Source organism: Lentilactobacillus farraginis DSM 18382 = JCM 14108, from assembly GCF_000583655.1.
Classification (GTDB): Bacteria; Bacillota; Bacilli; order Lactobacillales; family Lactobacillaceae; genus Lentilactobacillus; species Lentilactobacillus farraginis.
Genome location: NZ_BAKI01000127.1, coordinates 1 through 591 on the forward strand (window position 1 = coordinate 1; position 591 = coordinate 591).

The 591-nt window shown below is 38.6% G+C and carries 2 protein-coding genes and 1 pseudogene; all 3 read right to left on the bottom strand.

The window, feature by feature from the left end:
* Positions 1–82 precede the first annotated feature (82 nt).
* Positions 83–244 carry a hypothetical protein gene (locus JCM14108_RS14775; protein WP_156655008.1) on the bottom strand — a complete coding sequence of 54 codons (162 nt, stop codon included), beginning with the start codon at positions 242–244 and terminating at the stop codon, positions 83–85.
* Between the two features lie 12 nt (positions 245–256).
* Complete coding sequence (locus JCM14108_RS14015) at positions 257–490, bottom strand: DUF1064 domain-containing protein (protein ID WP_272944545.1); 234 nt, start codon at positions 488–490, stop codon at positions 257–259.
* A gap of 53 nt (positions 491–543) precedes the next feature.
* Positions 544–591, bottom strand: a pseudogene (locus JCM14108_RS16005) (DUF1064 domain-containing protein); the annotation flags it as partial.

Genomic DNA, 591 nt, shown 5'->3' on the forward strand with positions numbered 1-591 from the left:
GGAGTTGAAATGATGATCTTCTAACGCTTTCGTAAAGTACGCCAAAGCAATTTCTTGATTTTTAGTTAGTCGCGTTTCCATGTCAATATCCTCTTTCCTGCCATTTCAAGTAATAATCAAGCATTTTCCGACCGGCATAATTATTTAAAACAATCCGACTGTCATCTTTCATGATGAAATAATACTGTTGATCATGAATTACAACAGATGAAACGCTTTGCCAAACGATCTCGACTTCAATCATTCGCTCACATCCTTATTGTTCATCAAAGACGCCCGTTTTAGCGTCATACATGGCGATGATTACCGGCACTTGATATTTGTACATGAAGTATTTCATCCGCAATACCGATGCTCTGGTTTTAGTGATCCGGCCGCCTTTAACATCTACAACACTGACCAAGTTGCCATTTTCATAGATGCTAAAATCTGGTGTATAAGCACATCCACGAATGTGTTTATTAGGATTTTGCAAATCAAAGCTCGGCAAAATTTCAAACTTCTCATGATTTTAAAATCCAGTTTCAAATTTTTCAAGTGCCGGTAGTATGCGCCTTCGGCCTTGCTATCAAATTGGTGGCCGTCAATCAT

Coding starts and splice junctions, on each gene's coding strand:
- JCM14108_RS14775 (WP_156655008.1), bottom strand. CDS start 244: ATGATTGAAGTCGAGATCGTTTGGCAAAGCGTTTCATCTGTTGTAATT.